Annotated in this window: 25 protein-coding genes; 15 read left to right on the plus strand and 10 right to left on the minus strand. The window is 69.2% G+C overall.

Annotated features, from left to right (window positions below; translation table 11 throughout):
* Window positions 1-44: 44 nt before the first annotated feature.
* From mftC to mftA, 3 genes are read right to left on the minus strand one after another with little or no spacing between them, the layout of a single operon-like run.
* Window positions 45-1,295: a mycofactocin radical SAM maturase gene (mftC, locus tag H1D24_RS19165; protein WP_181658836.1), complete on the minus strand. Its 1,251-nt coding sequence runs from the start codon at window positions 1,293-1,295 to the stop codon at window positions 45-47.
* Window positions 1,292-1,573 (minus strand): mycofactocin biosynthesis chaperone MftB, encoded by a 282-nt coding sequence (mftB, locus tag H1D24_RS19170; RefSeq protein WP_181658837.1) that lies wholly within the window; start codon window positions 1,571-1,573, stop codon window positions 1,292-1,294. The genes mftC and mftB overlap by 4 nt, the downstream gene beginning before the upstream one ends.
* Before the next feature lie 9 nt (window positions 1,574-1,582).
* Entirely contained in the window at window positions 1,583-1,711 is a 129-nt protein-coding gene (gene mftA, locus H1D24_RS19175) for a mycofactocin precursor MftA (RefSeq protein ID WP_181658838.1), read from the minus strand.
* A gap of 484 nt (window positions 1,712-2,195) precedes the next feature.
* Here mftA and mftG point away from each other — a divergent pair, with 484 nt between their 5' ends.
* On the plus strand, window positions 2,196-3,755 hold the full coding sequence (gene mftG, locus H1D24_RS19180; protein WP_309484387.1) for a mycofactocin dehydrogenase MftG: 1,560 nt from the start codon (window positions 2,196-2,198) through the stop codon (window positions 3,753-3,755).
* Between the two features lie 47 nt (window positions 3,756-3,802).
* Here the strand turns inward: mftG and H1D24_RS19185 are convergent, their stop codons facing one another.
* Window positions 3,803-4,867, minus strand: coding sequence for an enoyl-CoA hydratase/isomerase family protein (locus H1D24_RS19185; protein WP_181658839.1), 1,065 nt, complete (start codon window positions 4,865-4,867; stop codon window positions 3,803-3,805).
* Window positions 4,868-4,982: 115 nt separating this feature from the next.
* Between H1D24_RS19185 and H1D24_RS19190 the strand changes: the two genes are divergently transcribed.
* Both H1D24_RS19190 and H1D24_RS19195 read left to right on the plus strand, forming a co-directional pair.
* The gene (locus H1D24_RS19190; RefSeq protein WP_220136920.1) at window positions 4,983-6,230 is read left to right on the plus strand and encodes a CoA transferase; all 1,248 of its coding nucleotides are present in this window, start codon (window positions 4,983-4,985) and stop codon (window positions 6,228-6,230) included.
* The gene (locus H1D24_RS19195) at window positions 6,227-7,678 is read left to right on the plus strand and encodes an amidohydrolase family protein (protein WP_181658840.1); all 1,452 of its coding nucleotides are present in this window, start codon (window positions 6,227-6,229) and stop codon (window positions 7,676-7,678) included. The genes H1D24_RS19190 and H1D24_RS19195 overlap by 4 nt, the downstream gene beginning before the upstream one ends.
* A gap of 50 nt (window positions 7,679-7,728) precedes the next feature.
* Here H1D24_RS19195 and H1D24_RS19200 read toward each other — a convergent pair whose 3' ends face one another.
* Window positions 7,729-8,484, minus strand: coding sequence for a dienelactone hydrolase family protein (locus tag H1D24_RS19200; RefSeq protein ID WP_181658841.1), 756 nt, complete (start codon window positions 8,482-8,484; stop codon window positions 7,729-7,731).
* 246 nt (window positions 8,485-8,730) lie between these two features.
* Here H1D24_RS19200 and H1D24_RS19205 point away from each other — a divergent pair, with 246 nt between their 5' ends.
* The 4 genes from H1D24_RS19205 to H1D24_RS19215 are packed head-to-tail and all read left to right on the plus strand — an operon-like array spanning window position 8,731 to window position 11,580.
* Window positions 8,731-9,909: an amidohydrolase family protein gene (locus H1D24_RS19205; protein ID WP_181658842.1), complete on the plus strand. Its 1,179-nt coding sequence runs from the start codon at window positions 8,731-8,733 to the stop codon at window positions 9,907-9,909.
* A gap of 30 nt (window positions 9,910-9,939) precedes the next feature.
* Window positions 9,940-10,062: a hypothetical protein gene (locus H1D24_RS42480; RefSeq protein ID WP_258564172.1), complete on the plus strand. Its 123-nt coding sequence runs from the start codon at window positions 9,940-9,942 to the stop codon at window positions 10,060-10,062.
* A gap of 25 nt (window positions 10,063-10,087) precedes the next feature.
* Window positions 10,088-11,395, plus strand: a complete 1,308-nt coding sequence (locus H1D24_RS43620) for a cytochrome P450 (RefSeq protein ID WP_181658843.1) — start codon at window positions 10,088-10,090, stop codon at window positions 11,393-11,395.
* On the plus strand, window positions 11,392-11,580 hold the full coding sequence (locus tag H1D24_RS19215; RefSeq protein WP_181658844.1) for a ferredoxin: 189 nt from the start codon (window positions 11,392-11,394) through the stop codon (window positions 11,578-11,580). The genes H1D24_RS43620 and H1D24_RS19215 overlap by 4 nt, the downstream gene beginning before the upstream one ends.
* A gap of 18 nt (window positions 11,581-11,598) precedes the next feature.
* On the opposite strand, the gene H1D24_RS19220 is transcribed toward H1D24_RS19215, so the two are convergent.
* Window positions 11,599-12,279 carry a TetR/AcrR family transcriptional regulator gene (locus tag H1D24_RS19220; protein WP_220136921.1) on the minus strand — a complete coding sequence of 227 codons (681 nt, stop codon included), beginning with the start codon at window positions 12,277-12,279 and terminating at the stop codon, window positions 11,599-11,601.
* 224 nt (window positions 12,280-12,503) lie between these two features.
* Here H1D24_RS19220 and H1D24_RS19225 point away from each other — a divergent pair, with 224 nt between their 5' ends.
* From H1D24_RS19225 to H1D24_RS19260, 8 genes are all read left to right on the plus strand, one after another.
* Window positions 12,504-13,502, plus strand: a complete 999-nt coding sequence (locus tag H1D24_RS19225; protein ID WP_181658845.1) for an acyl-CoA dehydrogenase family protein — start codon at window positions 12,504-12,506, stop codon at window positions 13,500-13,502.
* Window positions 13,486-14,661, plus strand: a complete 1,176-nt coding sequence (locus H1D24_RS19230; protein ID WP_181658846.1) for an acyl-CoA dehydrogenase family protein — start codon at window positions 13,486-13,488, stop codon at window positions 14,659-14,661. The genes H1D24_RS19225 and H1D24_RS19230 overlap by 17 nt, the downstream gene beginning before the upstream one ends.
* Before the next feature lie 9 nt (window positions 14,662-14,670).
* Window positions 14,671-15,453 carry an enoyl-CoA hydratase gene (locus H1D24_RS19235; protein ID WP_181658847.1) on the plus strand — a complete coding sequence of 261 codons (783 nt, stop codon included), beginning with the start codon at window positions 14,671-14,673 and terminating at the stop codon, window positions 15,451-15,453.
* Between the two features lie 117 nt (window positions 15,454-15,570).
* Window positions 15,571-16,179 carry a TetR/AcrR family transcriptional regulator gene (locus H1D24_RS19240; protein ID WP_181658848.1) on the plus strand — a complete coding sequence of 203 codons (609 nt, stop codon included), beginning with the start codon at window positions 15,571-15,573 and terminating at the stop codon, window positions 16,177-16,179.
* 11 nt (window positions 16,180-16,190) lie between these two features.
* The gene (locus H1D24_RS19245; RefSeq protein WP_220136922.1) at window positions 16,191-16,685 is read left to right on the plus strand and encodes a hypothetical protein; all 495 of its coding nucleotides are present in this window, start codon (window positions 16,191-16,193) and stop codon (window positions 16,683-16,685) included.
* 414 nt (window positions 16,686-17,099) lie between these two features.
* Entirely contained in the window at window positions 17,100-18,386 is a 1,287-nt protein-coding gene (locus H1D24_RS19250) for an aromatic ring-hydroxylating oxygenase subunit alpha (RefSeq protein WP_181658849.1), read from the plus strand.
* An 18-nt stretch (window positions 18,387-18,404) separates the two neighbouring features.
* Complete coding sequence (locus tag H1D24_RS19255) at window positions 18,405-18,734, plus strand: hypothetical protein (RefSeq protein WP_181658850.1); 330 nt, start codon at window positions 18,405-18,407, stop codon at window positions 18,732-18,734.
* Between the two features lie 51 nt (window positions 18,735-18,785).
* Window positions 18,786-20,045 (plus strand): metal-dependent hydrolase family protein, encoded by a 1,260-nt coding sequence (locus tag H1D24_RS19260; RefSeq protein WP_181658851.1) that lies wholly within the window; start codon window positions 18,786-18,788, stop codon window positions 20,043-20,045.
* A gap of 100 nt (window positions 20,046-20,145) precedes the next feature.
* On the opposite strand, the gene H1D24_RS19265 is transcribed toward H1D24_RS19260, so the two are convergent.
* The 4 genes from H1D24_RS19265 to H1D24_RS19280 all read right to left on the minus strand — a co-directional run bounded on the left by H1D24_RS19265 (window position 20,146) and on the right by H1D24_RS19280 (window position 25,899).
* Window positions 20,146-21,117 carry an ABC transporter substrate-binding protein gene (locus H1D24_RS19265; protein ID WP_181658852.1) on the minus strand — a complete coding sequence of 324 codons (972 nt, stop codon included), beginning with the start codon at window positions 21,115-21,117 and terminating at the stop codon, window positions 20,146-20,148.
* Between the two features lie 158 nt (window positions 21,118-21,275).
* Window positions 21,276-22,166 (minus strand): formylglycine-generating enzyme family protein, encoded by an 891-nt coding sequence (locus H1D24_RS19270; protein ID WP_508477695.1) that lies wholly within the window; start codon window positions 22,164-22,166, stop codon window positions 21,276-21,278.
* A complete protein-coding gene (locus H1D24_RS19275; RefSeq protein ID WP_181658854.1) occupies window positions 22,163-24,523 on the minus strand; it encodes an arylsulfatase in 2,361 nt (786 codons plus the stop codon). The genes H1D24_RS19270 and H1D24_RS19275 overlap by 4 nt, the downstream gene beginning before the upstream one ends.
* Before the next feature lie 461 nt (window positions 24,524-24,984).
* The gene (locus H1D24_RS19280) at window positions 24,985-25,899 is read right to left on the minus strand and encodes a LysR family transcriptional regulator (protein ID WP_309484388.1); all 915 of its coding nucleotides are present in this window, start codon (window positions 25,897-25,899) and stop codon (window positions 24,985-24,987) included.
* Between the last annotated feature and the right edge of the window lie 61 nt (window positions 25,900-25,960).

Consider the following 25,960-nt stretch of genomic DNA (forward strand, 5'->3'; position numbering starts at 1 on the left):
ACGTTCCTGCGAGTCGTCCGTACGCCCGTGAAGCGGGCGCCACGTCAAGTGAGGCGCATCCCGGCCAGCGGGTCCTCGGCACAGTCGCTGACCGGCGGCCTGTCCATGTCCGGGCGACGCCTGAGGACCACGTCCACGGGTCCCGATCGCCGCCCGGGAGCGGTGCGGTGGGAATGGTCGCCGGAGGGCTTCGGGATGTGGCCCCGGCCCTTCGGGCGGTCGGCCAGCAACTGCTCGCCGTATCCCTGTACGCATTCGGGGTCGGGACCGTCCAGCGGCAGCCCGGTGAAGAACTTGGCAGCCATGCAGCCGCCCTTGCAGGTGTCGTAGAACGTGCAGGACGCGCACGCGCCACCGGACTGCGGCTCGCGCAGACTCCGGAACAGCTCCGACTCCCGCCACACGTGGGCGAAGCCGCCCGGCCGGCGGACGTTCCCGGCCAGGAACTCGTCATGGATCGCGAAGGGGCACGCATACACGTCGCCGACCGGGTCGATCAGGCACACCACACGGCCGGCCCCGCACAGATTCAGGCCCGGCAGTGCCTGTCCGTACGCGGACAGATGGAAGAAGGAGTCGCCGGTGAGCACCTGCTCACCGTGGGCCACCAGCCAGTCGTACAGCTCCCGCTGCTGCTCCGGCAGCGGGTGCAGCTCGTCCCACACATCCGCGCCACGGCCGGACGGACGCAGCCGGGTCAGCCGCAACTGCGCGCCGTAGCGGTCGGCGATGGCCTTGAAGTCGTCCATCTGCGGGATGTTGTGACGGGTGCACACGACGGAGAGCTTGAAGTTCTTCATCCCCGCGTCGGCCAGGTTGCGCATCGCGCGCAGCGCCGTGTCGTACGAACCCGGGCCGCGTACCGCGTCGTTGACGTCGGCGGTCGCCCCGTCGAGCGAGATCTGTACATCGACGTAGTCGTTGCGGGCCAACCGCTGAGCGACTTCGGGGGTGATCCGCACACCGTTCGTGGAGAACTTCACGCCCACGTGGTGCGCCGTGGCGTAGTCGATCAGCTCCCAGAAGTCGGGGCGGACCGTGGGCTCGCCGCCGCCGATGTTGACGTAGAAGACCTGCATGGCCTCCAGTTCGTCGATGACCGCCTTGGCCTCCGCCGTGGTCAGCTCGCGCGGGTCGCGCCGGCCGGAGCTGGACAGGCAGTGCGTGCAGGACAGATTGCAGGCGTAGGTGAGTTCCCACGTGAGGCAGATCGGGGCGGCGAGGCCGTACTCGAAGAGGTCCACCAGGCGCGAGGCACTCGGCGTGGGCCTCGATGTTTCCGGAGTTGTGGTCATGGGCTCGGGGTCCTTTCGACGACCATCGACGACTGCGCGAGTACGGCAAGGGCCTGCTCGTACCTGGGCAGATTCCCGTCGTCGACGCCGGCGGCCGAGCAGGCCGCCCGCGCGGTGGGCGCCGTCGCGAGCGCCTGGACGACCGCGAGCAGCCCCCGGTCCTTGAGGAAGGACAGTTTGCGGGTACCGAAGTGGTACAGCAGGGCACCGAAGGGTTCCGGCCGTACCGAGACCTGCGGGTGCAGGTCCCAGGCACGGTCCAGGTTCAGCGTGGCCATGTGCGCGGCCTAGTAGACGCCGCACATGCCGTCGATCGAGACCTCCTCGATCAGATCCTCGGCCTCGATGAGTCCATCGGGTGACGTGATCTCGTCGGCGTGGTTCTGCTCGGCCTGGGTGGAGCTTGTCTCGTTCATGCGGTCTCCCTCACGAGCGCGGGCCTACACGGGTGTGTGCCGGCTGGGGTGCACGCGAACAGGAGCGCGGGTGGGCACGGTTGGTGCGCACACCCCCAGGGTGCGTGGAACGAAGTGCAGGCAGGACAGCGCTACGCACTTGGGAACGCGAGCATCGCTGACCGTGCCGTGCAGACACCGGGAGAGTATTTGGCATGGGGTGCCAAAAGGAAGGCGTCGGTCGGCGCCAATTTCACTCGAGCCGATCGGAGCCTCGTGCGCGGAAGGCTCTCAACCCGCTTTGAACTGCGCAAAATTCACTGCGTCCGCACGTTGGAAACTGCTGAAGTGATCTCGCGACGAGCATGGGGCTCGGGTCCGGCAGGAGCGTGGGATTGCGTCCGGCACGAGCACGGGGCTTGCGTTCCGCAGCCGGAGCCGACTTGGATGCATTGATCATGGGACAGATCCCACGCTCCTCCCACCGCCGTTCGGTACGAGTCCGGTGAGCCGCCGGCCGGATGTCGTCGTGGTCGGCGCCGGGGCAGCCGGTGCGGTACTCGCGGCACGGCTGACCGAGGATCCCGGCCGGAGCGTGCTGCTGCTGGAGGCCGGGCCGATGCCGTACGGCACGGCCGGATTCGGCCCCGCACTGCTGGACGCGCGACTGGTTCCGGGCGCGCAGCCCGACCATCCCGCCACGACCGCGTACCACGTGCATCTCACACCGGAGCGGCCTTGGACGGTCCCGCGCGGGCGCATCCTCGGCGGCTCGACCACCGTCAACGGCGGATACTTCGTACGTGCGCGGCGCGAGGACTTCGACCGCTGGGCCGCCGCAGGCAATCCCGCCTGGGCCCACGACCAGGTCCTGCCGTTCCTGCGCAGGCTGGAGAACGACCTCGACTTCGGCCCGAGCGAACTTCATGGCGGCCAGGGCCCGATGCGGATCCGGCGAAGCCGCCTGGAGCACCCGGCCGCTGCGGCCTTCCGCGACGCGACCCGCGCTCTCGGCTTCCCATCCGACCCCGACAAGAACGATCAGGCGGCGCCGGGCTTCGGGCCCGTACCCTCCAACTCCGTTGACGGAGTGCGCCGCAACACCGGCCTCAGCTATCTCCCACCCGAGGTGCTCGACCGGTCCAACCTCACCGTCCTCGGCGGCTGCCAGGCTCGCCGGGTCGTCATCGAGCACGGCCGCGCCACCGGCGTCGTCGTCCAAAGGGACGGCGAACTCGCCACCGTTCACGCCGGCGCAGTCGTGCTCAGCGGCGGGGCCTTCAGTACCCCCCACCTGCTCCAACTCTCCGGAATCGGACCGCGCGGCGACCTCGAACGGCTCGGCATTCCCGTCGTCCGGGACGTCCCGGCCGTCGGCACCCGCTTCAGCGACCACCCACAGGTCGTCCTGGACTGGGCCCCACGAGGGGACCTGGGCGAGCCGGCCGACTCCTGGCTCGGCGGCTGTCTGCACCTTCCCTCCCCGGGCAGCACGCCCCAGAGCCCCGGCGATCTGGAAATACTCCAGTCCCTGGTCCCCATGGCCGGGCTCGTGGGCGGCGTCGTGCGTGTCCTGGGCGCCCCTCTGTCGTTCCTCGTATCCGCCCAGGCACCCAGGCCCACCGGCCGACTGCGCGTCGAATCCGCGGATCCCACCACACCACTGACCATCGACTTCGGCTACCTGAGCACGCCCGACGACTACCGCGTCCTACGCGAAGCCGTGCGCGTCACCGCAGCCCTCCTCGACACCCCGCCCTTCGCCGACATCGCCGACGGGCTGCTCGATCCGGCCCCCGACGTCCTCGACGACGACCGCTCCCTCGACCGCTGGATCGGCGACCACCTCGGCACCGCCCAGCACACCTGCGGCACCGTCCCGATGGGACCCGCCGATGATCCGGAGCACGCTGCCGTCGACCAGTTCGGGCGCGTCCACGGCGTACGTGGGCTGCGCGTCGCGGACACGTCGATCCTCCCGGACACGCCTCACCGCGGACCTGCGGCGACCGCTGTCCTCATCGGCGAGATCATCGCCAATGCGATCAGGCTAGACCTGACCTGACCTGACCTGACCTGACCTGACCTGACCTGACCTGACCTGACTGGTCGTCATGCGCGGACTTCGTCGACAAGTCCCCAGGAGAGAGCGGTCGTAGCGTCCAGACAGGTGCCGCTGATCGCGAGGTAGAGGGTGCGCCAGCGACCGATGCGGCGCGGAATGCTGACGGTACCGCCGGCGCCGGGGATCAGGCCCATGCCGACTTCGGGCAGCCTGAAGGTGGTGCCCGGGGCGGCCAGGACAGTCCCGGCGAACGCGGGCAGTTCGATGCCGGAGCCCACGCATGTGCCGTGGACCCGCACCTGCGTCCGATCGCGCAGTTGGTGGATGAGCCGGCCGGCACCGGCGCGGGTCCGCACGAGATGGGCGGTGGCCGCGTCGGGGGTGGTGCCGAACTCGTCGAGATCTCCGCCCGAGCAGAACGCCGGTCCGGCGCCGGTGAGCACCACGCGCGTGACGGTGTCGTCGAGGGCGGCGAGGTGCAGGGCCTCGACCAGCGCGTCCCTCATCTGCCGGTCGTACGCGTTGCGCCGCGCCGGGCGGTTGAGGGTCACCTCCAGAACGTCCCCGTGCCGGGCGACCAGTACAGGGTCCGGCACAGGCGGGGGTAGCAGGCCCGGGCCGCGTGCGGTGAGCCAACGCTGGAACTCCGCTCCGCCGAGCAGTGTGGAGTACGCCAGCGACTCCGCATCCAGGGCATCGCGTACCAGGAGCGTCTCGGCCATGCGCAGAAGCCCGGCCAGTACGAGTGCGGCCTGGGGGTTAGCCGCCACCGCGGCTGCGAGCCCGGCCAGTGCGGCGGCCGGATCGGGCACCGGGACGAACGGGCGGCCGCTGGACTCCATCCTCCGATCGACCAGGGTCATGTCGAGTGCCGCCGCCAGCGTTTCCGCCTCGGTTGGCGCTGTCGCCGCCCTGCCGCCCGCGATGCCGACGAGCAGCCGATCACATGCCCTGGCGCGGCGGATCGCAGTACCAAGTACGGCGGGCGAAGCGGGCTCGTCCAGGTCGACGGCCAGGACGGGATCGATGGGCCGCGCTGCCGTATCGAGCAGTGGGGTGTGCGCCGCGCCGTCTGCCAGTTGCGTCGGGCTGATCACGGGCACGGACGACATGGAAGGCCACGCTCCTTGGTGAAAGGCCACGCTCCTCGAAGGTCCCGGCGGGCGATCGTGAGTGTATCGTCGGCCTCGTGCTCACTGTCATGTCGGGTTCAGGCTGGTCAGCGGCATGACCGTCGCCACGGATCCGATGACTGACTGGGCGTCCAGTGGGGTCGTCGCGCTCACCGGACGCCCCGACGGCACCCCGCTCGTACCGCCCGGGCGCGCGGCGTCCCAGGCCCGCGAGCTCTCCGCCCGGATCGCCGCGCTGACAGTCGGCACCGCCGCGCCGGTCCGGCTGGACGGCGCCGAACTGCTCGCAGAACGAGCCGCGTTCACGGGCCACTCCCGGCGGGGCCGGACCTCTGCAGGCGGCGCCTGCCGACTGCTGCAGACCGCTGACGGCTGGGCTGCGGTGTCGTGTGCCCGCCCCGATGACCCCGCGCTGCTCGGCGCCCTTATCGGCACCGAGCTCACCGGTGACCCCTGGCCCGCTGTCGCAGCTTGGCTGGGGGCGCACAGTGGCGCCGAACTGGCGGAGCGGGCCGCGCTCCTCGGCCTTGCCGCCGGTCCGGTCAGCGCAGGTGTTCCCACTCGCCTCCGGCCGTCACAGATGCCGCTGGAGCCCCGGCCCGTAGACGGCCTGCTCGTCGTCGATTTCAGCGCGCTGTGGGCCGGTCCGCTCTGCGCCCACCTGCTCGGTCTCGCCGGAGCCCGCGTGGTCAAGGTCGAAACACCGACCCGCCCGGACGGCGCCCGCCGTGGCCACACCGGCTTCTACCGCTTGCTGCACGCCGGGCACGAGTCCGTCGTCCTCGACCCCGGCACCGCGTCCGGCCGTCGTGCGCTGGCCGCGCTCGTGGCCGCCGCCGACATCGTGATCGAGGCCTCCCGCTCGCGCGCACTGGCCCGCTTCGGCCTCGACGCCCACGCCGCGGTGGCCGCCGGTACCACCTGGATCTCCATCACCGCCGCCGGGCGCGGCAGCGACCGGGTCGGTTTCGGGGACGACGTGGCAGCCGCTGCCGGCCTGGTCGCCCGCGAACCCGACGGCACCCCTCTGTTCTGCGGCGACGCGATAGCCGACCCACTGACCGGCCTGACCGCCGCCGCCCTGGCGTTGACCGCCCCTGCCGACGGCTCCGGTGTCCTGCACGATGTCGCGATGACCGACGTCGTCGCCGCCACACTGGACGACGAACCACCCGGGCCCGCCACCGCAGCCCGCCCCACCGGCACGGGGTGGACGGTCGAGACCGCCGACGGATGCGTCGCCGTCGCGGAACCCCGTCGGCGCGAACCCGCCGGGGACGCACCCCGCATGGGTGAGCACACCACCGAGGTGCTGCGCGGTCTCGGGATCCCGGCACCATGACCCGCGTACTCAGGACGGACAGCCTGGTGAGCATCGGCAGCCTGCTGCTGCGCGACGCCGAGCTCGACGACGGCCGTCGCGCCGACGTCCGTATCACCGCCGGACGCATCGCGGAGATCGCCCCGGCCCTGCCCCGCCGCCCAGGGGAGGAGAGGCTCGACTGTCGTGGTGGCGCGCTGCTGCCGGGCCTTGTCGACCACCATCTGCACCTGCACGCCCTCGCCGCCCACCAGCGCTCAACACCCTGCGGACCACCAGCCGTTCGCGACACGGCCGCACTCGGCGAGGCGCTCGCCAAGGCGGCGCCCGACGAGCACGGCTGGATCCGCGGCACCGGCTACCACGAGGCCGTCGCCGGCGACCTTGACGCGGCCGCCCTGGACCGGCTCCACCCTCACCGCCCCGTGCGTATCCAGCACCGCAGCGGCGCTCTCTGGATCCTCAACACCGCAGCCGCGACCGCCCTCTCCCTCGCCCACGGCGACCACCCCGGCATCGAACGGCACGCGGACGGCACGCCGACCGGCCGGTTGTGGCGTGCCGACGACTGGCTGCGCACCCGCCTACCACGCACCCGCCCGCCCGGTCTCGCGGACATCGGCCACCAGCTCGCCCGGTTCGGCATCACCGCCGTCACCGACGCCACACCCGACGTGGCTCCGGGCGCCCTTGCTGCCATCACCGCCGACATGGAGAGCGGGGCGCTTCCCCAGCGGGTTCACCTTCTCGGCGCCCCGCTCGGAGCCTCCTCTGACGGCACCCCACCCGGCCCCCGCCGCCCCACGATCGGCCCCTACAAGATCGTCCTGGCCGACTCGGGCCTGCCCGCGCTCGACGACCTCATCGAACTCATCCGCGCGGCGCACACCGACGGCCGAGCCGTGGCCGTGCACGCCGTGACCCGCGAGGCGCTCGTGCTTCTGCTGGTGGCCTTGCGGGAGGCAGGTCCCCGGCCCGGTGACCGCATCGAACACGCAGCCGTCGTCCCCCGCGAGTTGATCGGCGACATCGCCGCGCTCGGGCTGTGCGTCGTGACCCAGCCCGGTTTCCCCGCCGACCGCGGCGACGACTACGCACGCGACGTCCCCGCCGACGATCACGCGGACCTCTACCGCTGCCGCTCCCTCACCGACGCCGGCATTCCGCTGGCCCTGTCCTCCGACGCTCCGTACGGGCCGCTGGACCCCTGGGCCGTCATCGCAGCCGCAGTGCAGCGCAAGACCCCGCTCGGCGACATGCTCGCCCCCGAGGAGACACTCACCCCGGCCGCCGCCCTCCATGCCTACCTAGGCCCGCCCGAGGACCCCGGCGGGCCACCCCGGCGCGTCCGGCGCGGCGAGCCCGCCGACCTGGTCCTGCTGCACACCGGGCGCGCCACGGCACTGGCCGATCCCACGTCCGACCTGGTCCGGATGACCCTCATGGGAACCGCGGAACCTCCCGATTGAAATGGGAACCCGCCTGGGGCCCAAGTCCCTTGCCGGCGCAGGCGGGCAGATCAGAGGGCACGGCCCAGGAGGTCCAGAAGGGCTGTCCAGTGGCGTTCCGCCGCTTCGGGGTTGTAGGCGGCGGTGTCGGACTGCGTATAGCCGTGGTGCGCGCCGGAGTAGACCTCGGTGCGGTGGCGGACGCCGGCCGCGGTGAGGGCTTTGTCGAGGCGGTCGATCTGCTCGGCGGGCAGGGAGCGGTCCTGGTCGGCGTGGCCGAAGTACAGCTCGGCGGTGATGCGGTCGGCGACCAGGTGCGGGCTGTCGGGGGCCTCGGTGGCCAGGTTCCCGCCGTGAAAGCCGGCCGCGGCGGCCACGCGCTCGGGGTAGGTGCCGGCGGTACGCAGCGCCAGGCCGGCGCCCATGCAGTAGCCGGTGATGCCGACGGGCCCGTCGGTCGCCTGGGGGCAGGCGGCCAGCCAGTTCAGATAGGCCTCCGCGTCGCGCATGGCCAGGTCCGGGGTGAGCGACCGCATGATCGGACGGAGCTGTTCGAAGATGCCAGGCGACTGGGAGGGGCCGATGAAGTCGGGCAGCTCCACCACCGGGGCGCGCCCGTGGCGGTAGAAGACGTTGGGAACCATCACGGTGTAGCCGGCCTCGGCGAGGCGGTCGGCCATCTTCCTCAGGTGAGGGCGCGGCCCGAAGGCGTCCATGTAGAACAGCACCGCGGGGTGAGGTCGGCCGTCGTCGGGATAGGTCACGTAGGCGTCGGCGGTGCCGTCCGGGGTGGGGACGTCCACGGATGTTCCACGCACGGCAGTCATGGTGCTCCTCTTCCCTCTGCTCTCGCTTGGTCCCTCTGCTCTCACGTGCTGCACAAGCACTCGAGCCTATCGGGGGCCTGCGCTCGACCTTCAGCAGGACCGGTTGAGGGACTCGGACGGCAGTGATCGGCTCGCGGACCTCGCGCGCACGGCGAGCGTCGAGATCCAGAAGTACCCCTGCGCCGAGACGTTGCGGTAGAGCACATATGGAGAATACGCTTCTCGTATCGAGCAAAGGAGGATCTCATGCCCTCGCGCGTGCTGCCGTATCCGCTGTTCGACGCGGACAACCACCTGTACGAGACCGAGGAGTCGCTGACCAAGTACCTGCCCAAGCAGTACCGAGACGCGATCCAGTACGTGCAGGTGAACGGCCGTACCAAGATCGCCGTCCGCGGTCAGATCAGCGATTACATCCCCAACCCCACCTTCGAGGTGGTCGCCCGCCCCGGCGCGATGGAGGAGTACTTCCGGAACGGCAACCCCGAGGGCAAGAGCCGCAGGGAGATCTTCGGCGAGCCGATGCGGTCCATTCCCGCCTTCCGTGAACCGGCCCCGCGGCTGGAGCTGATGGACGAACTGGGCATCAACCGGACCCTGATGTTCCCCACGCTGGCCAGCCTCGTCGAAGAGCGCATGCGCGACGATCCGGAGCTGATCCACGTGGTCGTCCACGCCCTCAACCAGTGGCTGCACGAGACCTGGTCGTTCAACTACAAGGAGCGCATCTTCACCGTCCCGGTGATCAGCCTCCCCATCGTCGAGAAGGCGATCGAGGAACTCGACTGGTGCGTCGAGCGCGGTGCCCGGGCGATCCTGGTCCGGCCGGCTCCCGTTCCCGGGTTCCGGGGCCCGCGGTCCTTCGCGTTGCCCGAGTTCGATCCGTTCTGGAAGCGTGTCGTCGAGCACGGCGTCCTGGTCACCATGCACTCGTCGGACAGCGGCTATTCCCGGTACACCAGCGAGTGGGAAGGCGCCGACCAGGAGATGCTGCCGTTCAAGACCAACACCTTCCGGATGGTCGGTGAGTGGCGGCCGGTCCAGGACGCGGTGGCGTCGTGGGTGTGCCACGGTGCGCTGTTCCGCTTCCCCGAGCTGAAGATCGCGGTCATCGAGAACGGCTCCAGCTGGGTGGCGCCGTTGCTGGAGACCCTGGCGGACGTCTACAAGAAGGCTCCGGAGGGCTTCGGCGGTGACCCGGTGGCGGCCGTCAAGCGCAACATCCACGTCAGCCCGTTCTGGGAGGAGGACCTGGGTGAGCTGGCCGACCTCATCGGCGTCGACAAGGTGCTGTTCGGTTCGGACTACCCGCACCCCGAGGGCCTGGCGGAGCCGACGAGTTACCTCGAAGCGATCAAGCACATGAGCGAGGAGCACCAGGCCAAGATCATGGGCGGCAACCTGGCCAGGCTGCTGTCCGTATGACGGGGGAGACCATCCCCGGGACGGTCTTGAGTGCGCGCGACCGCTCAGGCGGCGCCGAAGCGGTCGTCGATGCGCCTCTGCCGCTCGTTGCCCCTGCCGCTCGTCGACGGCGGCGAGGCCGAACCGCACCGTGTCACCGAGCCGCAGCCGTGACCACGCCGAAGGGAACGTACGAACAGTGAAGGACTACGAGTCGGCCGACTTCTTCCGGGACGAGGGGCTCATCGAGGACCCCTACCCGTACTTCGACGCGCTGCGTGCGCAGTGCCCCGTACGCCGGGAGAACCACCACGACGTGGTGATGGTGACGGGATACGAGGAGGCCGTGCAGATCTACAACGACACCGACACCTTCTCCGCGTGCAACTCGGTGACCGGCCCGTTCCCCGGCTTCCCCGTCCCGCTCGAGGGCGACGACGTCAGCGAGCTGATCGAGCAGCACCGCGACGAACTCCCGATGAGCGACCAGCTGCCCACGCTCGACCCGCCGGTCCACACGGACCACCGTGCGCTGCTGATGCGCCTGATCACTCCGAAGCGGCTCAAGGAGAACGAGGCGGCGATGTGGCACCTCGCCGACGGCCTCCTCGACGACTTCCTCGCCGGCGGCGAAGCCGAGTTCATCAACGGGTTCGCGGGCCCCTTCACCATGCTCGTCATCGCCGACCTCCTCGGCGTACCGGAAGAGGACCGGGCAGAGGTCGCCGAGGAGCTGCGACACGGGCCGCCCGCCGGCGCGGCCATGGGCAGCACCAGCGAGGGCACCATGGCGCACTCGCCCCTTGAGCACCTGTACGACCGGGTGGCGCGCTACATCGAGGACCGCCGCCGGGCGCCGCGCGAGGACGTCCTCTCGGGCCTCGCCGCCGCGACGTTCCCCGATGGCCGGCTGCCCGACGTCGCCGATGTCGTACGCGTCGCCGCCAACCTCTTCGCTGCAGGCCAGGAGACGACCGTCCGCCTCCTCGGTACGGCACTCAAGCTGATCGCAGAACGTCCCGAGCTTCAGCGGCAGTTGCGTGCCGAGCGTGACCGCATCCCCGCCTTCGTAGAGGAGGTGCTGCGCATCGAGAGCCCGGTCAAGGGGGACTTCCGGTTGTCCAAGGTCCCGACGACGGTGGGCGGGGTCGACATCCCGGCCGGTAGGACGGTGATGGTGCTCAACGGGGCCGCCAACCGGGACCCCCGCCAGTTCGCATGCCCCGCGGACTTCGACATCGGGCGTTCGAACGTCCGCCGCCACCTCGCCTTCGGTCGCGGCGTGCACACCTGCCCGGGAGCGCCGCTGGCCCGTGCGGAGGCCCGGGTGGCCATCGAGCGGCTCCTCGACCGCACCACCGACATCCGCCTCGCGGAGGAGAAGCACGGCCCCGAGGGCGCCCGCCGCTACCGCTACGTCCCGACGTTCATGCTGCGCGGACTGACGCGTCTCTTCCTGGAGTTCACGCTCGCCGACGCCCCTGCTGCCGAGGAAGTCGCCCGATGAAGGTCACCGTCGACGACGAACGCTGCCGCGGTCACGGGGTGTGCTGCGTGGCCTGTCCCGAGGTGTTCGTCCTGACCGACGACGGCTACACCGTGGTGGAGACACCCGAGGTGCCCGTCGAGTTCGAGCAGGCGGTGCGCAGCGCCGCCGCGTCCTGTCCCGAACGCGCCATCACCACGAGCTGAGGGCCGGAACAAGGTCTCCTACCGGGTGTGGGTGAATCCCCTGGAGCAGAAGTCCCAGATCTCGTCGGCCGTGATGGGGTGAGCGCTCTCGTCGTCGGGAGCGCCGCTGGACTGGGCGTTGAACATGACGGTCTGCATGGTCATGGCGGCCAGGCGGCGGGGCTTGGGGCCGGGGCGCAGCCGGCCGGCGGTCTCGGCCTCTGTCATCAGCTCGGTGAACAGGGTGAGCAGCGGCGCGTGGGCGAACTTCACCTCGGCGGGGTGGGAGACCAGCAACCTCGGGGCGAAATCGGTGAACAGAGGGCGCTGCGCGGTCGGGTCGGGGCGTGAAAGCTCGAACAGCAGTTGGACGGCGACCTTGAGGCGGTCCAGCGGATCGGAATGGCCGGACGCGGCGGCGCGGATCTGGTCGGCCGTCCGGTTCATGGCGTCTTCGAACAGGGCGAGCAGCAGTTCGTGCTTGCCGTCGAAGTGCTGGTAGAAGCTGCGCAGCGACTGGCGGGACCGCTCGATGACCTCCTGCACGGTGAAGTCGGTGGTGCCCTTCTCCGCCATGATCGCCTGCGCGGCGCCGAGGAACCGCTCCACCCTCTGCTCGGCTCGGCGTTTCGCAGCCTGGGTGGAACGCTCGATCGCACGCTGCTTCCAGGCCGGCTCTTCGCTCGGTGTGCTCACGGGCTGACTCGTCTTCTGCGCCATGAGGAGAACATTACTGCAGTGTTGGGGGAGGGATTTTTCTCTTCGATCGGACGTCTGCAGGGCGAGTGGAGACTATTACTTTCGCTTCATGAGAATGTTATTCTCCCACGTTGTATGCACCGGAACTCTGGCAAGGAGGCCGTTCGTGGCTCGGGACTTCCAGAACTACCGCGAGTTCGGGCAGTTGACGCCATCGGCCGGCGGCTTCGTCACCGGAGGCCGGGATGCTCTTTGAATTCGACCCCGACCAGCGGCTGTGGCAGGACACCGTCCGGGACGCGGTAGCCAAGGAGTGCCCGCCTGCCCTGGTCCGGTCCGTGGTGGACGGCGGGGCGGACCCTGCACCCCTCTGGCGCACCTACAACGGCCTCGGCTGGACAGAGCTCACGGATCCGACCGAGGCGGTCGAACTCGGGATCGTCCTGGAGGAGTTGGGGAGGGCCGTCGATCCGACGCCCTATCTGGCGACGATGACGCAGTTCGCACCCCTCGCTCGGGCGGGCACGTGGGCCGGGCAGTCCGGGGCCGCCGCATTCGGAGGGGTGAACGCCCGCCGGGACCAGGAGGGCTGGGTGCTCGAAGGCACCGCCCGGCATGTGCTGGACGGCGACCGGGCCGACTCGCTGGCCGTCGTCACCCGGGAAGGCGTCTTCGTGGTGCCCGCCGAGGAGGCGACGGCCGTGCGCACCTCCGTCTTCGACCCGCTCCTGCACGTCGCCGATGTCACCTTCGCCGGGGTACGGGTCACCGACGACGCACGCGGCACGGCCGACCCGGAGCGCGCCCGCCACCTCGCCCTCGCCGGCCTGGCCCTGACGATGGTCGGCGCCTGCCGCCGGATTCTCGACCTGACCCTCGAGCACGTACGCACCCGCCGCCAGTTCGACGCCCTCATCGGCTCCTTCCAGGCCGTCCAGCACAAGGCGGTCGACATGCACGTGGCGATCGAGCGGGCCCGTGCCCTCGCCTACTTTGCGATGATGACGATCGCCGCCGACGACCCGCGCCGCCGGATGGCCGCATCCATGGCGAAGGCCGCGGCGGGGGAGTGTCAGGCCCTTGTGTTCCGCCACGGCGTGCAGCTGTTCGGAGCGATGGGGACCACCTGGGAAAACGACCTGCAGTTCGCGCTCAAGCGGGCCAAGGCGGGCGAGCTGCTGCTCGGCGGTGCGGCCGAGCACCGGGCGCTGATCGCCGAGGAGTGCCATGCGACTGACCTTTGACGACGACGTCGAGGCCTTCCGCGCCGAGTTCGCGGCGTTCTTGGAGGCCAACCTCCCCACGGAGGCCGAGGCCGCAGAGCGGTCCCGCTCCACAGGGCACCTCCCCGAGTGGGCGAGGCGCTGGCAGCGGCTCCAGTTCGACACGGGCTGGCTGCTCCCTGGCAATCCCCCGGAGTTCGGCGGGCGCAACGCCACCGTCGTCCAGCAGTTCGTGCATCTGCAGGAGCTGTCCCGGCGCCGTATCTTCCACAGCTTCAACCCCCAGGGCGTCGGGATCATCGCCGCCTCGCTGCTCTCCTTCGGCACCGAGGAGCAGAAGCACCGCTGGGCCGTGCCCATCCTGCGCGCGGAGATCACCGCAGCCCTCGGTATGAGCGAGCCCGGTGCCGGGTCGGACTTGGCGTCCCTGCGTACGCGTGCCGTGCTGGACGGCGACCACTTCATCGTCAACGGGCAGAAGGTGTGGACCTCCGGCGCGCATGACGCCGACGTCCTGCTGACCTTCGTGCGCACGGACCCGGACGCCCCCAAGCACAAGGGCATCAGCGTGCTGCTGATCCCCACATCCACGCCCGGGGTGACCCGCCGCCCGTTCGCCGCGTTCACCGGTCCCGAGGACAAGGACTTCAACGAGGTCTTCTTCGAGGACGTCCGCGTCCCTGCCGAGAACCTTGTCGGTCCGCTCAACCAGGGCTGGCGGGTGGCCAACGGCTCACTCGGTCACGAACGCACCCTGATGTGGCTGGGCGACGCCGAGCGCATGGGAGACCTCCTACGGGACTTCCACCCCTCCACGCCCCTCGACAAGGACTGGTACGCCACCCTCGTCATGGACCGGCAGGCGCTGAACCTGCTCGGCTCGGCCGCCCTGGCCCGCGCCGCCCGCGGCGACACGGACGTCCCCGCCTTGTCCGTGCTGAAAGTGCTCGGCTCGGAGGCCTCGCAGAAGGCCCTGGAGCGGGCGCTGGAGGCGGCCGGGCCCGACGGGCTCACCCACCCGACGACCACCGCGCCGTACTACCACATGAGCTACGACGACGCCTTCGCCAGCTGGTTCCACCGCTATGCGCGGAGCTTCGGCGGCACGATCGCCGGCGGCACGTCCGAGATCCAGCGCACCATCATCGCCGAGCGCCTGCTCGGCCTGCCCCGACGCTGAGGAGCCGCGGTGAACATCCTGTACGAGGCGAAGGACCGCATCGCGACGATCACCCTGAACCGGCCCGGGGTCGCCAACGCCCAGAACGCCGAGCTCCTCGATGAGCTCGACGCGGCCTGGACGCGGGCCGCAGAGGACGATGACGTGAAGGTCATCGTGCTGCGCGCAGAGGGAAAGCACTTCTCCGCGGGGCACGACCTCAAGGGCGGCTCGCCGTCCCCTGAGAAGATCACCTTGGAGTGGATCTACTCGGCGGAGAGCCGTCGGTATCTGGAGTACAGCCTGCACTGGCGGAACGTGCCGAAGCCGTCGATCGCCGCTGTTCAGGGGCGCTGCATCTCGGGCGGGTTGATGTTGTGCTGGCCGTGCGATCTGATCGTCGCCGCCGAGGACGCGCTGTTCTCCGACCCGGTGGTCATCATGGGGATCGGCGGTGTCGAATACCACGGCCACACCTGGGAGTTGGGCGCCCGGAAGGCCAAGGAGATCCTGTTCACCGGCCGCCCGCTCACCGCGGACGAGGCCGAGCGTATCGGCATGGTCAACAAGGTGGTGCCGCGTGAGGAGTTGGACGACGAGGCGCGGGCGCTGGCGGAGCGGATCGCGACGATGCCGTCCTTCGGGCTCCGCCAGGCCAAACGGGCCGTCAACCAGACGCTGGACGTGCAGGGTTTCCATGCCGCGATCCAGTCCGTCTTCGACATCCACCAGACCGGCCACGGCAACGCCCTGAGTGTCACCGGCTACCCGGTCCTCGCCAGGCTGGACGAGATGAAGCAGAAGCTGCAGTAGGTCACAGGCGCATGAGCCACGGGCTTTCAGGACGTCAGGTTTCGTTCGGATGAGACCCTTGTCACGGCCGGGTAACCAACCTACTTTCGATTCAGTAGGTTGGTCGAAGGGGGTCCCGTGTCTGGTCGACGGCCGTACGCCACGCTCCTCGCCAAGGGGGAGGAGCGCAGGCAGCGGATCCTGACCGTCGCCCAGCGGTTGCTGACGCGGAACGGATGGCGCAGCATCACCCTCGGGCAGATCGCCCGGGAGGCAGGCGTCAGCCCGGCGGGCCTGCTGCACCACTTCGAGTCCAAGGAGCAGTTGCTCCACGCGGTGCTCGACGCCCGCGACGCCTACGACGAGGCCACCAGGGATCCGTCGGGCGACTTGATCGAGCGGATCGAAGGGCGTGCCGAGCGCTTCCGGCGGGCCCCCGATCTGGTCGGCATGTTCGCCGTGCTCCTGATCGAGAACCTCAACCCCGACGCCCCGCTGCACGAACGCTTCCTCGACAGGTACCGGGCGGCGGTCGACACCATCGCCGAGGAGATCCGGCGGGGCCAACGCGCAGGCGAGTACCGCACCGACCTGGATCCGGCCGTCAAGGCCGTGGAGATCGCCGCCTTTCTCAACGGGATGGAGACATCGTGGCTGCTCGACCCTTCGATACCGCTGACCGAAGTGTTCCGGGAGTACTCCAGGTCGCTCGCCCGGCAGCTCGCCCCGCCCTCGGACGATTCCTGAGGCACCGGCTCGTGGTGGTCGCGCCGAGCACGGTCGAGGTGGTGCGGTCCGCCGGAGGCTGGCTGTTCGACCAGGTGATGGCCGGGTGGGACGCCACGGTCCTCACCGCGGACCACGCCGATCCCCGGCCGCTGCGGATCCTCGGGGCCCGAGCCGTCGACCTGGAGTGCGCGATGGCGGCACCGGTTCGTGGTCCGGGGCCACAGGCCATAGCCGTCGATGCGGATCTTTACGGGCTCGACGCACGAGTCCGGCGCATGGTGCGGGAGGCCCTCGAGGGAGGCGTGGCCGACGTCAGGCTCTGGGGTGACCGATGTCCTGCGGACCTCAACAGCGGAGTCGGTTCAGTGCAGCACCGGTTGAGCGTCGCCGCGCGGGCGTTCAAGGCTCAGGCCCTGGCCGCGGCCGCCGCTCCGACCGGTTCGATCGACGTCACCGAGGTGTTCCGCAGCGGCGAGCTGCCCCATGTGCCCGGAACATCTGACCCCGAACCTGCGGCGTTGTAAACCGCCTTGAACCTGTGAGTCGTCCAGCCGGGGCGGACATCACGGCGGCACCCCGGTTTCAGCCCGCCCGTCCTGCGGTGGGTGTGGGAACGATGCCGTAGCGGCCGGTGTCCGGTGTGCTCGTGCTGCTCATCGGGAAGGCGCTCCCCGGTCGGTGGAATTCCGACAGCCAACTGGTCGGCCGATTCGAGTAGTTCCCCCGGCGTTCGTTTCCTGCGCCGTTGTGCGGCGCCGGTTCACCATGCCACCGCTGTGGCCGGCCCTGCTGCGCAGGGCCCGTGCCCTCTCGCCCACCGTGACCCCGTAACGCACAGGGTTGACGATCGCTCTCCAGCGAGAATAACATTCTCTCAATGGGATATCGGTGTTACCGTATGCCTGTACGCCCTGTGCAACCGACTGGAGGGCAGATCCATGGCGCACTTCCCCAAGCCTGATGCGGGCAGTTGGACCGAGCACCTCAAGATCGGCACGGAGCCGCTCTCGTTCGAGGACTCGATTTCGCCGGAGTTCTACGAGCTGGAGCGTGACGCGATCTTCCGTCGGACATGGCTGAACGTCGGCCGCGTCGAGCAGCTGCCGAAGAAGGGCAGCTTCTTCACCAAGGAGCTGGACGCGGCGGGCGCATCGCTGATCGTCGTGCGTGGCTCGGATGGCGAAGTGCGCGCGTTCCACAACGTGTGCCGGCACCGCGGCAACAAGCTGGTGTGGAACGACTTCCCACGCGAGGAGACCAGCGGGGTCTGCCGGCAGTTCACCTGCAAGTACCACGCCTGGCGCTACGACCTCGAGGGCAAGCTGACCTTCGTCCAGCAGGAGGGCGAGTTCTTCGATCTCGACAAGTCCGACTACGGGCTGATCGGGATCCAGACGGAGGTGTGGGAGGGGTTCATTTTCGTCAACCTCGATCCGGAGAACAAGACGCCGCTGCGCGAGTACCTCGGCAAGTTCGCGGCCGGTATCGAGGGCTACCCCTTCGACAAGCTGACGCAGGTGCACAAGTACCGCGCCGAGATCGGCAGCAACTGGAAGCTGTTCATCGACGCGTTCGCCGAGTTCTACCACGCGCCGATCCTGCACGGCGGACAGTACATGGCCGAGGAGCGCCGCAAGATCCAGAAGTACGGCTACGAGGCACTCGCCTACGACGTGGACGGACCCCACGGGATGGTGTCGTCCTGGGGCGGCATCGCACCGCCGCACGACCGGAAGATGGTCAAGCCGATCGAACAGGCGCTGCGCAGCGGGCTGTTCGGGCCGTGGGACGCGCCGGACATCGGCATGGCCATGGAGGACCTGCCCTCGGCCGTCAACCCGACCCGGGACCCGCGCTGGGGCATGGACTCCTTCGTCTTCTTCCCGAACTTCATGCTGCTGATCTGGCGGCCGAACTGGGTGCTCACGTACCACTACTGGCCGACCTCGTACAACACCCACATCTTCGAGGGGACGTGCTACTTCGTCCCGCCGAAGAACGCCTTCCAGCGTCTGCAGCAGGAGCTCGCCGCCGTCTCGTTCAAGGAGTACGGACTCCAGGACGGCAACACCCTGGAAGCGACGCAGACCATGCTGGAGTCGCGGGCGGTGACGGACTTCCCGCTCAACGACCAGGAGGTCCTGCTGCGTCACCTGCACCACACCACGTATCAGTACGTGCGCGACCACCAGCGGCGGCAGACCCAGACGCAGCCCGCTTCCTGATCCGAGGAGACGCGAACCATGGCCAACATCTTCCCGCCCGAATTCGCCGATCTCGAGCCGTTCGCGGACTGGGCGATCCCGACCGAACGCGCCCGCTACGCCAAGCGCATCGCCAGCACCATGGAGGAGCTCGACGCCTTCTACAACGCCGCGTTCCCGCTCCTGGAGTCCGGCACGTCCTACCTGGAGAAGGTCGAGATGGACACCATCTCCGAGGAGGACAAGCGCCTGCTGTGGCTGTTCTGTGCGCTGGTGACCGTCGCCTTCCCGGTGGAGGCGTGGCGCCAGCCCAGGGTCCCCGACGCCGGCGCATCGAGCATCGACGCGATCCTCGAACCCGCCGTCTGACGCCTTCGGATCCTCGAACCCCCCGTCTGACGCCTTCGAAGGAGCCGCTCGATGGCCCGTCCCCGCACACCGCAACCGCCCGTCCTCCTGCGCGCCGCCCGCCTGCTCGACGTCGACAAGGGCGAGTACGTCCAACCGGGGGAGCTCCTGATCGACGGTGAGCGCATCGTCGAGGTCGCACCGGCCTCGGTGCCGAAGGACGCCGTGGTGCTCGATCTCGGCGACCTCACCCTGCTGCCGGGGCTGATGGACATGGAGGTCAACCTGCTGCTCGGCGGCCCCGACCACCGGGGCCCCCTCAACCCGGTGCAGGACGACCCCGCCGTACGCACCCTGCGCGCCGTGGCCAACGCGCGCAGGACACTCCGGTCCGGATTCACGACGGTGCGGAACCTCGGCCTGTTCGTGCAGACCGGCGGGCTCCTCCTGGACGTGGCCCTGAAGAAGGCGATCGACCTGGGCTGGATCGACGGCCCGCGGGTGGTGCCTGCGGGCCACGCCATCACGCCCACCGGCGGGCATCTCGACCCGACCATGTTCCAGGCGTTCGCGCCGCACATCATGGAGCTGAGTGTCGAGGAGGGCATCGCCAACGGGGTCAGCGAGGTGCGCAAGGCGGTGCGCTACCAGATCAAGCACGGCGCGGAGGTCATCAAGGTCTGCGCCTCCAACGGCGTCATGTCGCACACCGGTCCCGCCGGCGCCCAGCAGTACTCCGACGAGGAGCTGCGGGCGATCGTCGACGAGGCCCACCGCGCCGGACGCAAGGTGGCCGCCCACTGCATGGGCGACACGGCGATCCGTGCCGCGCTCGACGCGGGCATCGACTGCATCGAGCATGGTTCCCTCGCGAGCGACGAGACGCTCGACCTGATGGTCGAGCGAGGAACCTTCCTCGTCGCGACCACCTACCTGACCGAGGGAATGGACGTCTCACACGCGGCACCCGAGCTGCAGGCCAAGGCCGCAGACGTCTTCCCGCGCTCGCGGGCCACCATCGGCAAGGCCATCGAGCGCGGGGTCCGCATCGCCTGCGGCACCGACGCGCCCGCGGTCCCGCACGGCCGCGGAGCCAAGGAGCTGATCGCCCTCGTCGACCGGGGCATGGCGCCCCTGCAGGCGATCCGGGCGGCCACGACCGTCGCCGCCGAGCTCATCGACGCCGACGACCGGGGCCGCCTCGAGGCCGGCCTGCTCGCCGACGTCATCGCCGTTCCCGGTGACCCGCTGAAGGACATCGGCGTGACCGAGAACGTCCGGTTCGTGATGAAGGGCGGCCAGGTGTACCGCCACGAGGAACCCACCGGCTGAGCCGCGGCGCAGGCGGTGGAGGTGGCGGTGCGGTGGCCGACCACCGTGACCGCGGGGCACGCCGATGGGGGGCGCGTCCCGCGGATGGGCCTGTCGCGCCCTACCCGAGCCAGGCCTCGACCTTGTCGGGGTTCGCTTCGACCCACTTCTTCGCCGCCGCCTCCGGCGACATCTTGTCCAACGCGATGTACCTCGCCACGGTGTTCTGGTCGTCATTGGTCCACTTGAAGTTCTTCACCAGGTCATAGGCCGGGCTGCCGGACTTCGCGAACCTGGTGCTGACGATCTTGTCGAGGTCGAACACGGGGTAATCGCAGGCGACCTTCGCGGGATCGGCGTCACAGCCCGCCGTGTGCTTCGGCAGTTCGACTTTGACCAGCGGTACCTCCGCGAGGAACCACTGCGGCTCGTAGAAGTAACCGATCACCCATTTCTTGTTCTGCTCGGCGTCCCGGAAGGCCTGGATGAGCGCGGTCTCGCTGCCCGCGTACACCACCTTGAAGTTCAGCTTCAGGTTCTTCACCAGCGCCTCGTCGTTGGTCTGGTACGACGGATCGCCGTCCAGCAGCTGGCCCTTGCCACCCGACTCGGAGGTCTTGAACCGGGACGCGTACTTGTTGAGATTCTTCCAGCTCGTGGTGTCCGGATACTTCTTCGCGATCCACGGTGGGATGTACCACCCGATGATGCCCTTGTTGCCGGTCTGGCCAAGGCTGACGGCGGTCTTCTGCCGGGTGATGTACTTCTTCTTCAGATCCTCGTGCCCCCAGTTCTCCAGGATGGCGTCGATCTCGCCCGTCGCGAACCCCTGCCAGCCGATTTCCGCCTTCAGGTCCTTCTTGGTGACCTTGCACCCGAGTTCGTGTTCCGCGACATAGCCGATGACCGCCGCATCCGCCTCATAACCCACCCAGGGGTTGACCGCGAGGTTGAAGGTGCCGCACTTGCCCGAGCTGCTGTCGGCCCCGGCGGAGCTGTCACCGACCTTCGCGCCGCCGCAGGCGGTGAGGGCGAGGCCGAGGACCGCTATGCCCGCCGAGCCGACGCGCCACTGTCTTGCTTGCTTTGCCATGGTCCTGCTCCTTATGCGCCGGCGCGCCGCGCCGTTGCCGAGTGGTCGAGTCGAACATGACTCCGAGCCGTACGATGAAGAGCCCCGCCACCGGACTGGCGGCGACGTGCGGGTGGGCCCCAGGGACAAAGCCATATGGGGATCAAGCGATATGGGGATCAAGCCATGTCCAGGGCGCACCGGAACCCCACGTTGCCGGTTGCCGAGTCCGGGGGCAGGCCCTGTCTCGCGGCGACCCTGTAGCGGCGGCAGTAGGACGCGTGGCACAGGTAGGAGCCGCCTTTGGCGACGCGCTGCTTGTCGTCACGGGAGGGGGAGAACGGGTCCTCGCACCATTCCCAGACGTTGCCGGTGGCGTTGTACAGGCCGAAGCCGTTGGGCTCGAAGGCGTTGACCGGACAGGTGCCGTACCAGCCGTCGGCGGTCGGGTGCCGGTTCGGGAAGTCGCCCTGCCACACGTTCATCCGGGGGCGACCGCCCGGTTCGAGTTCGTCGCCCCAGGGGAACACCTTTCCGTGCAGCCCTCCTCGGGCGGCGCGCTCCCATTCCGCCTCGGTGGGCAGGCGTTTGCCGGCCCAGGAGCAGTAGGCGCGTGCGTCGTGCCAGTCGACGTGGACGACCGGGTGATCCGCCCGGTTCTCCCAGGTGGAATGCGGTCCGTCGGGATGGCGCCAGTCGGCGCCCTCGACCTGGCGCCACCAGGGTGCGCCCACCACTCCCCGGGTCGGTGGGAAGTCGTCCGGGAGCAGACCGGCGAAGACGAACGACCAGCCGATCCGCTCGGCGGAGGAGCGGTACCCGGTTTCGGCGGCGAAGCGCGCGAACTGCGCGTTCGACACCGTGCAGGCGTCCATCCAGAAAGCGTCGACGTGCACCGTCCGCACCGGGCCTTCCCCGTCGGCAGGGTAGGCGAGTGCGTCCTCGCTGCCCATGAGGAATTCGCTGGCGGGAACGGCCACCATGTCCTCGGTCGTCGCCCGGCGGACGGTGGCCTGTCGGGACGACGGCCGGTCCGCCGCCCGGCCGCCGGACGGCGCACAGCAGTTCACTGGGCCCCCATGACGCGCCGGTGCAGTCCACCGTCGAACTCGGACGATTCGGCGGTCTGGACGGCCAGGTCGATGCGAACCGTGTGAATGGTCCCGGTGAACTCGTTGTCGAGGGCGGGATAGTCGTCGGTCACCGGCGTACTCAGGTCCACCCCGACATTGAGCGTCTCGTCGAACGAGAAGTAGTACGGGATGGTCCGCTCGATCCGTCCGGTGGCGTGCTTTTCGCCGTCCACCATGAGCACGGCGGTTCCGCCCTTTCCGAGTCCTCCGCCGTCGTAGTCGAACTCGAGCCGGACCTCGTGCCGTCCCGGCGTCACGGGGTCGCCACCGCGCACGGTGTACAGGCTCATCCCGAAGTAGTTGTAGACGTACGCCGGCTTTCCACCCGTGAAGTACAGGGACCAGCCGCCGAATCGGCCACCCTGCGCGATGAGCACGCCCTCGGCCGCTGTCTCCGGCACGTCGACGTCCGCGGTGATGCTGTGCGAGCGGTTCTTGATGTTGGGTGTCGTCTCCTCGGCGAACCGCCGCATTCGCCCGCGGTAGGTCACGGACGTCCGGTCGCCGAGCAGATCGATGCGTCCGGCCACGGCGGGGTTCTCCCGCTCGGTGACCCGGTCGTCCAGAGGGAAGACCTGGTACTTCGCCGCTTCGATCAGGAACAGGTCCTGCAGCCGGCGCAACTTCTCGGGATACTCGGCGGCCAGGTCGTGCGCCTGACTCGAGTCGTGGTTCAGGTCGTAGAGCTCCCAGACGTCGTCGGCGAACCTCCGGCCCTGTTCCGGCACCATCTCCCACGGGATGCCGTGCCGGGTGACCGCCATCCAACCCTCGTGGTAGATACCCCGGTTGCCGCACATCTCGAAGTACTGCGTGCGGTGGAACTCGGGCGCGTCAGCATCGGCGAGCGTCTGCCACATGCTTGCCCCCTCGATGGGCTGCTGCGTCACCCCGTCGACGCTGAACGGCGCCGGGATCCCCGCACAGTCCAGGATCGTCGGCAGCACATCGATCACATGCGAGAACTGGTGGCGGAGCCCGCCCCGCTCGGGGACCCCCCTGGGCCAGTGCAGGATCATGCCGTCCCGGGTGCCGCCGAAGTGTGAGGCCACCTGCTTGGTCCACTGGTAGGGAGTGTTCAAGGCCAACGCCCACCCCGCCGGGGCGATCGGATAGCTGTACGGCCCGCCGATCTCGTCGAGGTGCTCGATCATCTCGTCCGGGTCGTCCACCACACCGTGGCCGAGCCGGTGCTCGACGATCGTCCCCTCGATGCCGCCTTCGCCCGAAGCGCCGTTGTCACCGAGGATGTAGAGGATGAGTGTGTTGTCCAGCTCGCCGAGTTCGTCCAGCGCGTCGATGAACCTGCCGACCTGTACGTCGGCATGTTCGGTGAACCCGGCGAACGTCTCCATGAACCTGGCCGCCAGCCGGCGCTGGTTGTCGGTGAGTTCGTCCCAGTGCGGAACGCCTTCCGCCCAGTTCGCGAGCTCCGCGTCCGGGGGCACGACCCCGAGTTCCTTCTGCCGCCGAAGGGTCAGTTCGCGCTGGTGGTCCCAGCCGCGGTCGAAGCGTCCGCGGTACTTCTCCTGCCATTCCCGGCCGACGTGCAGAGGAGCGTGTGCGGCGCCGAGCGCGAGGTAGGTGAAGAACGGCCGGCCCGGAGTCAGCGTGCGCTGGGTGGTAACCCAGTCGATGGCGTGGTCGACGAGATCCTCGGAAAGGTGGTAGCCGTCTTCGAGCCGGCGATCCGGCTCGACCGGGGTGGTGCCCTGGTAAAGCAACGGATACCAGTGGTTCATCTCGGCACCCATGAACCCGTAGAAGGTGTCGAACCCCTCGCCGGTCGGCCAGCGGTCGAACGGCCCGACCGCGCTGATCTCCCTCGGCGGGGTCTGGTGCCATTTGCCGAACGCCGCCGTGCTGTAGCCGTTGCCCTGCAGGATCTGGGCCATGGTCGCCGCGCTGCGCGGCCGGAATCCGTTGTACCCGGGAGCGGCGGTGGTCATCTCGGTGGTGCCGCCCATGCCGACCGAGTGATGGTTGCGTCCGGTCAGCAGGGCCTGCCGGGTCGGCGAGCACAGGGCCGTCACATGAAAGCGGGTGTACCGCAGCCCGTTCTCGGCGAGTCGCTCCGCGGCCGGCATCTCGCACGGCCCGCCGAATGCGCTGGAGGTGCCGAACCCGAGGTCGTCGACGAGCACGATCACCACGTTCGGTGCGCCCTCCGGCGGAGGGACCGGACCGATGGGAGTGAAGGCGGTCTCCTGGTCGTGAACGTCCATAGCGGTCGTCAGCGGCCGGCGCGTGTCCGGCCGCGGGAGTATGTGCCGTCCGGCATCGAACTCAGTCATGCATTTCTCCGTTGTGGTCCCCGGCGAACGGTTGAACCGAAACCCTGTAAGCCAAAACCCTGTAAATCCGGGTGAATAGTCGACAACGCACATCGACGCGCACCGGGGGAGATGTCACCTGCTTTTCTCCTGGCCGATTTGCCGGCGTAACACAGCTGGACTTCCGCGGCTTTGGAGCCGTCGCTCCAAAGGACAGGGCGCAGGCGGAAGATGACGACCCAGTGGGCTTTGCCGGCCGGGCCTGCCTGCGGTTCAGAAGAAGATGTCATTGGCCACCGACACCGGTCAACAAGACACCTTGAGTCGCCCTGAACCGGTTTTGAATGAAGGCAATAGAAGACTTCTATACCGGCAGGGACTGAGGGACTGAGGGACTGAGGGACTGAGGGACTGAGGGACTGAGGGACTGACGTGCTTCGGCGTCAGTGCTGGGCGTGGATCCCTGGGCGGCAGCCCTGGCGTCATTCCTCGGCAGGCGAGGCCGCCAGGTCCACGAACGCCTGGGCAGCGGGCGACAGCGGGCCTGACCGCCAGACCAGCCGGCCATGGCGCAGCAACCGCGGACGGTTGGACAGCATTCGGGCCCCGCGGAGCGCGGCGTCCTGGGCCATGGAGGTGGGCAGCAGTGAGGCGCCGACGCCGGAGAGGACCAGCGGCACGATCATCGCGCGATGTGCGGTCTCCACCACGATCCGCGGTGGGACGCCGAGCGCGGTGCACACGTCGTCCACGGCTACCCGGGTTTCGGTGCCCGGTGGTGTCACGATCAGGTCCAGCGCGGCCAATTCACGTGAGGTGATCGTGCTGCCTGCCGGATGCGGGTGGTCCGGAGGCAGCACGACGTGCATCTCCTGCTCGGGCAGGTCGATTCCGCGGAGGTCCGCCGTGGGCACCGAGGCGTCCACCAGCCCGAGTTCGCACTGACCGGCCGCGACCATGTGCGCCACGTCAGATCCCCGCTCCGGGTCGACCACGCGCACGGAGATCTTCGGATGCGCGCGATGAAAGCGCCCCAGCATGCCGGCGAGGGGATCGACCGAAAGGGTCGTCTGCGCAACGATGTCGAGTCGGCCACCGCTGAGCCCGAGGACTTCACGGACCAGGGAACTGGCCGTGGACAGGTCCCGCAGGACCTGCTGCGCCGGCTGAACGAGCGCCTCACCGGCCGCGGTGAGTGCGACGCCGTGCGGGAGGCGGTGAAACAGGCTTCCGCCGAATTCGCGCTCCAGGGCCCGGATCGCATGGGACAGCGAGGGTTGTGCGACATGGAGGGCAGTGGCCGCAGCCGTGAATCCGCCGTGCTCGACCACGGCTATGAAATATTCCAGCTGGCGTCGTTCCATCGGTTCTCCGTAAATTCCGGGCAACGCTATCACCGGTCAGTCGGAGTCTCGGGATCGCGGGTTCCACCGCGCGCGCATTGACGTCCAGGTAGCG

Source organism: Streptomyces himalayensis subsp. himalayensis (assembly GCF_013778455.1).
Classification (GTDB): Bacteria; Actinomycetota; Actinomycetes; order Streptomycetales; family Streptomycetaceae; genus Streptomyces; species Streptomyces himalayensis.

Coding starts and splice junctions, on each gene's coding strand:
- H1D24_RS19255 (WP_181658850.1), top strand. CDS start 18,405: ATGGCCAACATCTTCCCGCCCGAATTCGCCGATCTCGAGCCGTTCGCG.
- H1D24_RS19225 (WP_181658845.1), top strand. CDS start 12,504: ATGCTCTTTGAATTCGACCCCGACCAGCGGCTGTGGCAGGACACCGTC.
- H1D24_RS19205 (WP_181658842.1), top strand. CDS start 8,731: ATGCCCTCGCGCGTGCTGCCGTATCCGCTGTTCGACGCGGACAACCAC.
- H1D24_RS19250 (WP_181658849.1), top strand. CDS start 17,100: ATGGCGCACTTCCCCAAGCCTGATGCGGGCAGTTGGACCGAGCACCTC.
- H1D24_RS19260 (WP_181658851.1), top strand. CDS start 18,786: ATGGCCCGTCCCCGCACACCGCAACCGCCCGTCCTCCTGCGCGCCGCC.
- H1D24_RS19190 (WP_220136920.1), top strand. CDS start 4,983: ATGACCGTCGCCACGGATCCGATGACTGACTGGGCGTCCAGTGGGGTC.
- H1D24_RS19230 (WP_181658846.1), top strand. CDS start 13,486: ATGCGACTGACCTTTGACGACGACGTCGAGGCCTTCCGCGCCGAGTTC.
- H1D24_RS19195 (WP_181658840.1), top strand. CDS start 6,227: ATGACCCGCGTACTCAGGACGGACAGCCTGGTGAGCATCGGCAGCCTG.
- mftC (WP_181658836.1), bottom strand. CDS start 1,295: ATGACCACAACTCCGGAAACATCGAGGCCCACGCCGAGTGCCTCGCGC.
- H1D24_RS19275 (WP_181658854.1), bottom strand. CDS start 24,523: ATGACTGAGTTCGATGCCGGACGGCACATACTCCCGCGGCCGGACACG.
- H1D24_RS19265 (WP_181658852.1), bottom strand. CDS start 21,117: ATGGCAAAGCAAGCAAGACAGTGGCGCGTCGGCTCGGCGGGCATAGCG.
- H1D24_RS19220 (WP_220136921.1), bottom strand. CDS start 12,279: ATGGCGCAGAAGACGAGTCAGCCCGTGAGCACACCGAGCGAAGAGCCG.
- H1D24_RS19185 (WP_181658839.1), bottom strand. CDS start 4,867: ATGTCGTCCGTGCCCGTGATCAGCCCGACGCAACTGGCAGACGGCGCG.
- mftA (WP_181658838.1), bottom strand. CDS start 1,711: ATGAACGAGACAAGCTCCACCCAGGCCGAGCAGAACCACGCCGACGAG.
- H1D24_RS19200 (WP_181658841.1), bottom strand. CDS start 8,484: ATGACTGCCGTGCGTGGAACATCCGTGGACGTCCCCACCCCGGACGGC.
- mftB (WP_181658837.1), bottom strand. CDS start 1,573: ATGGCCACGCTGAACCTGGACCGTGCCTGGGACCTGCACCCGCAGGTC.
- H1D24_RS19215 (WP_181658844.1), top strand. CDS start 11,392: ATGAAGGTCACCGTCGACGACGAACGCTGCCGCGGTCACGGGGTGTGC.